The sequence below is a fragment of the Geobacillus sp. WSUCF1 genome, assembly GCF_000422025.1.
GTDB lineage: Bacteria > Bacillota > Bacilli > Bacillales > Anoxybacillaceae > Geobacillus > Geobacillus zalihae.
Genome location: NZ_ATCO01000197.1, coordinates 1 through 8,920, shown reverse-complemented (window position 1 = coordinate 8,920; position 8,920 = coordinate 1). Strand labels below are relative to the sequence as shown.

General features: G+C 54.0%; 5 protein-coding genes and 1 pseudogene. 4 read left to right on the top strand and 2 right to left on the bottom strand.

Annotated features, from left to right (window positions below; genetic code table 11):
• Window positions 1-311: 311 nt before the first annotated feature.
• Window positions 312-2,507, bottom strand: a complete 2,196-nt coding sequence (locus I656_RS01420; RefSeq protein WP_020756642.1) for a YecA family protein — start codon at window positions 2,505-2,507, stop codon at window positions 312-314.
• 297 nt (window positions 2,508-2,804) lie between these two features.
• On the bottom strand, window positions 2,805-4,121 hold the full coding sequence (locus I656_RS01425) for an SEC-C domain-containing protein (protein WP_020756640.1): 1,317 nt from the start codon (window positions 4,119-4,121) through the stop codon (window positions 2,805-2,807).
• 217 nt (window positions 4,122-4,338) lie between these two features.
• Here I656_RS01425 and I656_RS01430 point away from each other — a divergent pair, with 217 nt between their 5' ends.
• The 4 genes and pseudogenes from I656_RS01430 (at window position 4,339) to I656_RS20005 (ending at window position 8,736) form a co-directional block, all read left to right on the top strand.
• Window positions 4,339-5,982, top strand: a complete 1,644-nt coding sequence (locus I656_RS01430; protein WP_033006657.1) for an SWIM zinc finger domain-containing protein — start codon at window positions 4,339-4,341, stop codon at window positions 5,980-5,982.
• Window positions 5,983-6,083: 101 nt separating this feature from the next.
• Complete coding sequence (locus I656_RS20015; protein ID WP_369770208.1) at window positions 6,084-6,818, top strand: hypothetical protein; 735 nt, start codon at window positions 6,084-6,086, stop codon at window positions 6,816-6,818.
• Window positions 6,740-7,057, top strand: a pseudogene (locus I656_RS20010) (SNF2 helicase-associated domain-containing protein); the annotation flags it as partial. The gene I656_RS20015 and the pseudogene I656_RS20010, both read left to right, overlap by 79 nt.
• 2 nt (window positions 7,058-7,059) lie before the next feature.
• Window positions 7,060-8,736, top strand: a complete 1,677-nt coding sequence (locus I656_RS20005; RefSeq protein WP_369770209.1) for a DEAD/DEAH box helicase — start codon at window positions 7,060-7,062, stop codon at window positions 8,734-8,736.
• Window positions 8,737-8,920: the final 184 nt, after the last annotated feature.

The window sequence follows — 8,920 nt, the reverse complement described above, 5'->3', positions numbered from 1 at the left end:
GAAGGAGGACGAAGTCCGCTCGCACTTCTGGGGAGTTGCAAGCCCCCACTTCAAGCGTTAGCTAAGTGGGGGTAGTTGACGCCGGTTGACACTCCGCACTCCTAAAGGTGTAGGATTCTTGGATCATTCGCGTCCTCATCCGTTTCTCGGTAAAACGAGAAAAACCCTGCTTCTCAAGCACACGTTATGGTGATGGCCCAAAATCCTAAGAATAGAATATGAATGACTCTTACCATTGGGCTTGCCTGCATAATGGAGAATCATAGAGGCCGAGCCGAGAGAAACAAGCGCCCCGTCATTCATCGGGACGCCTACGGCCGGCGAAGCAAACGGGACAACGAGGCAAGCAGGCGCTCTTGAAACGCAGCCCGTTCTTTCTCCACCTTGTCTGGCCACTCTTGCAGCGCCTGAAGCCACGACTCTACGTACGGAGAGAAAGACGGCGGATATACGCGGGCAAGATCGTCCAGCTTGCCGTTGCGATCGGTCGCGGCGACGATATACATGCCCGGCAACAGATGCGGCTCTGCCCGCTTCGGAATGTCCCATGTCACCGTTCGGTTATGGGCAAGCCAATCCAGCACCGCCTTCCCCTGTTCCACACGCTTGACGCGGAAAAACGAGAAACCGACGGAAAGGGGAATAGGCAAACCAAACAAACGAGCAAGCTGCCAAGCCATCAGTTCCTCATCCGCCTTTCCGTTCTCGCCCCTCCATTCATCCAGCAAAGCAAAGCAATGTTCCAATTCGCTTCTGACCTCTTCCAGCACGGCACAAACAACAGTTCGATGATTCGTTCCATAACGGCGGTCCAGCCAATCGGCCCACTCAAGCAACATATCGAGCGCTCGGCTCACCACTTCCCATGAAAACGAACTCCATCTTGACGGGATTTGCTCGACGATGCATTGTTTCCAGTCTTCTTCTCCTACGTCCTCCCACGATGAAAACGTCCGCCCGGTCATATATTCACACACGAGCAAAACCACGGCCCAACACGCCTCTTTGGCTTCTTTTTCTCCGCTCACGATGACTTCGTTATAAAACGCCAATGCGTCATCGGTAAAATACATCCCTTCCCATTCCGCGCGGATCAACAATGTCTCGGTTCTTTCCGGCCCCATCCATTTCATTTTCCATAAGTCCGAAAGACGATGTGATGAGCTAAACGGAGATGGGGGCAATCCATAACGGGAGCGAATGGAATTCACTCCGATGAGCACCGGCAAATTGGCTCGTTCTTGCATGTTAAACAAATGGAATTCATACTCTTTCAGCCACTCATCCACTTCCTGCACACGCCCCTCGCGCGCCATTTCGTGAGGGGTTTTTCCATTCCATTTCTCAAGCGGGGTGTGAAGGGCTTTTTCCATTTGAACATCCAATCCGGCCATCGTTGCCACCCAAGGGGGAGAGTCTGGGTCTGAATCAATATGAAGCGAAACGTTTTCGATCCCTTTTCGGCGCAAAACGGCTTCTGTCCCCCGTTTTCGTTCTTTTGGGGAATACCCGAACGCTTGCAGCAGCGACACGAGCTGTTCTGCCGCCCCTTCCTCCTCGGTAGACAACACGAGACGCGACCGATGAGCCGATAATGACCCGCCTAATTCAAATACACGAATCAGCTTGGGGGAAATCACCCCGACATAATGGTACACATTGGTGCACCATGAACCTTCCACCTTCTCCCCATCATCATGATCAATGTGAGCGCGTCCAATCGAAGCAAGCTTCCTCATCGCCTCAGCGGCTTCTTGGCATTCGTATTCATACGTCCACCGCGTGCGCTCTTCTTGTACATCGTCCGCCTTCGGAGGATAGCCTGCATCGACGATATCGAGAAAATGTTCAACGGCTACCTTGTCATACGGCCAATCGGTTTGCGTCAACAAGACGCGAATGTTCTCTTCCGCCCGTTCCACGCCCTTCGGATCTACGATCGATGATACACCGCAAACGTAATAGCCGCCGTCAAAGGGCTCCAAAAAGGCAAACATGCCGCCCCAAGGGCGCACAACCTCCAATGTCTCGCAATACGGCATGAGAAGTTTCTCGCCCGTCAACCGGTCGACCGCCACTCCTCCTTCATCATGCAAATCGACAAATTGCACAAGGCGCGGCACAAGTCGAACCCAGCGGTCCAACATTTCCTTGAGCTCCGGAGACAGACGACGCCCTTTTTCCTGTTGAAACCATTCAACGCCGCGCAATCCATTCGGATAACGATGGAGGAAAAAACGCCAAAGCGTCTCAAACACCTTCAACTCTTCACGATGATCCTTTTGTTCGATCATTTGGCGAAATGTACGGTTGACCGCTTCGCGTTCATCGTAAGACAGCGCTTCATCCAAAAACCGCTGCACCATTTGCGACAGCTCATATTTTTGGTCAAAAAAGCGGCGCTGCCGCACCCGCTTGATTTCACGCTCCTGCTGTTTGTTCATGCAGCACTTCTTATACTTTTTCCCGCTTCCGCACGGGCACGGGTCATTTCGGCCGATTGCCATGCAAAATCCTCCCTTCTAATCATTCCTTTCCAAAACGGCGACCAAGATATTAAAAACGGTCAGAATTGCGCACAAAGCCATTTTTCCCAATCCATTATGGATTCGGTCAAAACGGATCGTTCCCCGCCGCTTTTTTTGGAGTTTCACGAATGGAACGCATTCCATTCCCTGTTTCTACTTATAGAGGGCTTGGGTTGAGCCCAATGATGTTTGAATGAGAGAGCCCTTGTGGAACCGGCTTTCCTTTCTGACGAAATGCCGCTGACTTGCGCGCAGCGCCCGTTTTTCTGCCAGCTTCTAGATGAATCCCCGATCGGTGAAGATCTCCCACGCTACATCGCGGAGTTCTTTACGCAATTCTTTTTCATTCACTTCCTCAAGCAGGCCCTCATTCCGCCACGAACGGATGGCGCGGTCAATATGACGGTTGACTCGCTTCTCGTCCCATCCTTCACGCATCAACATCAGATCGATGTCATCGATCCATTCATTGATGCGCGCATCAAGCTCATCCCCTTCCTCTTCGAACCAGTCTTCCTCCCAGTCATCGAGCCATTCCTCGTCGTCTTCATCATCAACAGCCATCAGGAAAAAATCCAACGCCGCCGATCGCACATCTTCTGGCATCACGTCATACCGATCGGCGATGTCTTCCACCTCCGATCCTTCCGCCTTCATCAAATGCCCAGCCACATAGCGGAGCGCCGCGGCGTAGACGGGAACCGAATGAGGGAGGCGGGATGTTTTTCCGCAATAGATCGCCCATATGGCGAACGCTTGATTGAGCAGCGCCGCTGGCGCCTCCGGCTCGTTTTCATCGAGCTCGCGAATGACGGCCGCTTGTTTCGGATCATCCCATTTGAACTGTTTGGCGAACTGCCAAAGCCACTCCAAGAGCACATCGGAAAGCACAGCGACGAACCGATCGCGCATCCATAAAGCCGATGGCTGACCGCTCCACTCCCCTTCTTGTTGAATCGCCCGAAGCAATCGATCTTTCCCTGACGCCGGGAGCGGAAACACCGCTGTGAAACACGTGAACACGTCTTGGTACGGCACAAGGAAGCCGAACACCACATCTCCTGTTTCGATCACGCTCGGCCATTGATCGGAAGTCAATAAATGAACGATCTTTTCCTCTCCCATCAACAAATCCCGGACAACGGGGCGATTGTCGTCATCATAGCCGATGAACTCGCCAAGCGACGGAACGGCTCCTTCCCACCTCTCGATGTGAGCCTGAACAGACGGGCGCCACCGCTCCCAATGACGGCTTTTCCGGTAAGCAGAAAAGATCGTTTGTCCTGTTTCATCAACCGGCCAACAAAACAACATCCAGTTCACCACCATGATCTGCATGCCAAGCTCGAGTTCCTCCGGCATCTCATCAAGCGGGAACTGGTCTAAAAGCTCTTCCGCCTCCCTCTCATACCGCTGCAAAACAAACTGACGCATATCATTCATGCATTCGATCAACTCGCGGTCAATCAATGACGAAATCGAAACCGCCTCTTTTTTTCCGCAACAATGCTTGTACTTTTTCCCGCTTCCGCACGGGCATAACGCGTTCCGCGGTGTTTCCGCCATATTCGATGCACCTGCTTTCTTTTCCATTTGGGCTTTTCCTACCTACTATTATACCATCATCGATAGACGTTCAACCATCACCCGCTTTCTTTCTATCAAAACGCGTGCACGTTCAAAAGCTCGCAATGCCCCTTCATGCCCCTCGAGAACAGGACGCGTTTTGTCATATAGCCCCTCTTTTTTCGACACGCTGTCGCATGCTATAATTAGATGATAAGGAATGGAACGGAAAGGACGGACCGACATGTTGCAAACAACCGTTTCCAAGCCGCTTTTGAAGCAGGCGGCTGGGGAATTGCTGAAAGAATTGCCGTTTCCTATTTTCCACAATCTCATTCAAAAAGGGCGCGACTTATCAAGAAACGGGTTGGTCTATAACGTCATGGTGATCAACAGCCACGAAGTGGAAGGGGTCGTTTCCGACATCACCCCCCATGATGTCATGCTTGATTTGGCCAACATCACCCGCCGCCATCGCTGCCCGTGCGGGACGGAAGGGCTGTGTCCACACGTTTTGGCGCTGTTCTTTTATATATACGGCAACGTGTTCGACGTTGGCGAGCTGTTCCGCCTTTGGAAAAAAGGGCAAATCGGCCCGTTGCAGAAAGAATCCGCTGTCCATGAATCAAAAACACCTGCTCCAAAACGCGCGGGGAAAACGGCAGGCCTTTCGATCACAGCCAATGAAACGGTTGAAGATTGGCGGGGCCAGTTCGAGAAACAGTATGAAGACTTTTTCTCCCGCCATCAAAACGGCCAAAACTGGCCGTACCGTTTAGCCTTCCAGCTGCTCCCGAAACTTGGCAAAAACGAAGGGAAGCAAGCTGGCGCCCGTCCGTTGCGGGAGCTTCATGCCGCCCTCTTTTTGTTGGAAAAGCTTCGGCAGTACGGAGAGGCGCAAGGGTGGAATGACGTCGTATTCGCCTCTTACGGACAGTTTTCCTGGCAGCAGGACGTCAACTATGTCGCCGACCGCGCCTTTGACGCCTTGGAAAAATTGTCTACTCAATCGCTGCCGCGGTCGCTCAACGCGTTGATTGAACAGACGATTCCGTATGTTCGTGATGTATTGTTTTTGGACGGGGCGCTGTCATCATTCGGCTATGACTTTTACACAACCGCGTGGGAATCGCTGTTCACCAAGCCCACATGGCGGCAAGAGGAACGGGCCGAACTCCTTCGGCTCGCCAAAGACCGAGACGACATCCGCGCCGCTATGGCGGCGGCTCATCTTTCCTTTTTGCTTGGCGAAGACGACGAAGCGATGGCGCTTTACCGCGCGTTCCCCGATCAGGCAGGCTTGTTTTTGGTGGAATGGATCGGGCGATTCATTCAAAACGGCCTCTTGAAGCGGTTTGAAGCCGTTTGGGAAAAAGCAAAAGACGATTGGCCGCTTTATCTTTCGCATATACCCGCTCCCATCCGAAGCAGTTTTTTGGACGAAGCGGCGCACTGGTTTGAAATGTACGCCCGGCAACGAAACCGCTCGGACGCATGGGAAGATTTTTTGCAGCGAAGCCTTCCGTACAGCGTCAACGAGTACACCAACTTTTTGTATCGGCAAGGACGCTACCGGGAAGTCGTGGACCTATTCTTATGGGCGAACATCACCGCTGATGAGCTGCATCCGCAGCTGCTCAAAACATTGCAAGCGCGCGGGACGGATCTTGTCATGCCGTTATATCATCGGACCGTGATCAAGCTGCTCAACGAGAAAAACCGGTCAAGCTACCAAAAGGCGGTCCGCCATTTGAAAACGCTGCGGACCCACTACCGTTCGATGAAGCGATTCGATCAATGGGAAGCGTATCTTGAACAGCTGCTCGCCAAAACGGCGCGCCTGCGCGCGTTTCATGAAGAATTAAAGAAAGGAAAACTGCTTCCATGAAGGCATTGGAGACGATTCAGATTTCCTGCAGATGGAATGAAGAGATTCGATGTTTCGAGCTCTCTGGTTCCACCCATCCCTCATCATGGGTTTCGCCTTTATTGGCTTGGCACGAAGAAACCTTTTACGGGACCATGATCGATATCGAAGACGACATCGTGCGGCTGTCGCCGTGGCAAGCGCTCACTCTGTTCGCGTTGCGTCCGCACTCGCGCTTTTCCGTCATCGAATGGGCGGATGAATTCACCGCCCGATTGGAAGAGTGGGCGAGACACATTTGGAATGGGTTGGGGGAACGCCGCTTCCTTCCAGACGCTCCCCTTTGGAAAAACACAGGCGGCGCATGGAGCGAAGCGGGTCGCACCCGTTGGCGCAGCACGGACGATGATCCCGATCCGTTCGTCGCTACATGGCGGTCGCTGGCGATTGCCGACTGGCTGTCGCGCGACCCGGAGCTTCGCGTCATTTGGGGCGAAATCGTTCGCGCTTATCCATTGATCGCCTCCCCCAGCGGCCAATGGACCGGAACGGAAGACGATTGGCTTGAACAAATCGGCTGGCTCGGCGACCGACCGCCATTTACGGTCGGACTGCGCCTTGTCGAGCCGTCCGAGGAAGGCGACGTATGGACGCTTGAAGCGGTGCTAATCGCCGTCGACGACAGTGTCATCACACCTGCGAGCGACATTCCGCGCGCCTGGCGCCCATATGCATCATCGATCCAGCGCGCCATTCGCCGCATTTGCGCGATCGTGCCGTGCTTGACGCCGGGGAGGGTCTGCGGACGGAACTGTCTAATGAAGAAGCGTGGCGTTTTTTGTCCGAAGACAGCTTAAAGCTCACCGAAGCGGGCGTGCGCCTGCTGCTTCCCGACTGGTGGCACGATATCCGCCAGGCGCAGCTGTCGATCAAAGCGAAGCTGTCGCCTTCCGTCAACGCGGAATCATTATTCGGCCTTGAGCGCCTCGCGGACTTTGACTGGAGGGTGGCGACCAACGGGATTGAGCTGACAGAAGAGGAGTTTGCCGCTTTGGCGGAACAAAAGCGGCGCCTCATCCGCCTGCGCGGCCAATGCTCATTCTCGATCCCGCCCTTGTCCGCCGCGCCCAGGCGCTCATGGAAAAGGCGAAAAAAGAAGGCGTGCCGATCCACGACATCGTGGCGCAAACGCTGCTTTCGGAAGCAGAGGAGCGCGAAGAGGCAGCGGACGAATCGATCCCGATCCACATTGACGTCCACGACCAATTCCGGGCGTTTATCCGCCAGCTCCAGCAGCTTGATGGATTGCCGAAAGCGAATGTGCCGCCGTCTTTTCACGGCACGCTCCGCCCGTATCAGCAGCGCGGCGTCGACTGGCTCGTCTTTTTGCGCCGATTCGGCTTTGGCGCCTGCTTGGCCGATGACATGGGGCTTGGCAAAACGGTGCAACTGCTCGCCTATTTGACCTATGTAAAAGAAATGGAGCGGCCGGACACGCCGGCCTTGCTCATCTGCCCGACCAGCGTGATCGGCAACTGGCAAAAGGAATGCGCCCGCTTCACCCCAGACTTGCGCGTCTACGTGCACCATGGACCGAACCGGGCGAAAAACGATGCATTTTTGCAGGCGGCAGGCGAGGCCGATCTCGTCATTACGTCTTACAACCTTGCTCATTTGGACCAAGACGATTTAAAACAGATTCATTGGCATGCGATTTGCCTTGATGAAGCGCAAAACATCAAAAATGCGCAAACAAAACAAGCGCGCGCCATCCGCCGCTTGAGCGGAAAACATAAAATTGCCTTATCCGGCACGCCGGTTGAAAACCGTCTCGGCGAACTTTGGAGCATCTTCCACTTCCTCAACCCTGGCTATCTCGGCAGCCGTGCGGAGTTTGAGCGGCGCTTTGCCGGGCCGATTGAAAAAGAAGGAGATGCCCGCAAAAAAGCGGCGCTGCAGGCGCTCATCCGCCCATTTCTCTTGCGGCGGACGAAAACGGATGAAGCGGTTGCGCTCAACTTGCCGGATAAGCTTGAACAAAAAGAATATTGCCCGCTCACGGCCGAACAGGCTGCCTTGTACGAGCAGCTCGTCAACGACACACTCGAACGGGCAAAGGAAGCCAGTCCGTTTGCGCGGCGTGGGTTGATTTTGCAAATGCTAAACGGTGTTAAGCAAATTTGCGACCATCCGGCGCTGTATTTGAAAGAACGCCGACCCCGCCAGCTCGTCGAACGGTCGCACAAACTCGAAAAGCTCATCGAACTGATCGAGCAAATTCGCGCCAACGACGAATCGTGCCTCATCTTCACGCAATATGTGCGAATGGGCGAGATGATCCAGCAGCTGCTTTCCGACCTGTTTGATGAGCGGGTGTTGTTTTTGCACGGAGGCGTCCCGAAACAAACGCGCGATCGAATGGTCGAGGAGTTTCAAGCACGAAAAGCGCCGATTTTCCTTTTGTCGCTCAAAGCAGGCGGCACTGGGCTCAACTTAACAGCTGCCAACCACGTCATCCATTTCGACCGTTGGTGGAACCCGGCGGTGGAAAACCAGGCGACCGACCGCGCCTACCGCATCGGACAGACGAAATTCGTCCACGTCCATAAATTGATCACCGTCGGGACAATCGAAGAAAAAATCGACGAGATGCTCGAACAAAAACAAGCGCTCGCCGACATCATCACCGAAGGCGAGGCATGGATCACCGAACTGTCCGATGACGAACTGCGCGACTTGCTCGCCTTATCGGCCGCAGCGAAAGGAGGCGCTTGAGCATGGCGGAAGAAAAACGAAAGCGCAAGAAAAAAACGGCGGAAAACCCGTGGGAAAAGCTGCTGAAGCGGATGGAAGAGAAAATGAAGGAGCGGGAAAAGCGTCAAAAACAACCGTAAAGGACAGCACGCAGGCGATGAACATCCTGTTGGACACAGAAAAAACTTCATCCTATTTCGCGCAG

Coding starts and splice junctions, on each gene's coding strand:
- I656_RS01420 (WP_020756642.1), bottom strand. CDS start 2,507: ATGGCAATCGGCCGAAATGACCCGTGCCCGTGCGGAAGCGGGAAAAAG.
- I656_RS01425 (WP_020756640.1), bottom strand. CDS start 4,121: ATGGAAAAGAAAGCAGGTGCATCGAATATGGCGGAAACACCGCGGAAC.
- I656_RS01430 (WP_033006657.1), top strand. CDS start 4,339: ATGTTGCAAACAACCGTTTCCAAGCCGCTTTTGAAGCAGGCGGCTGGG.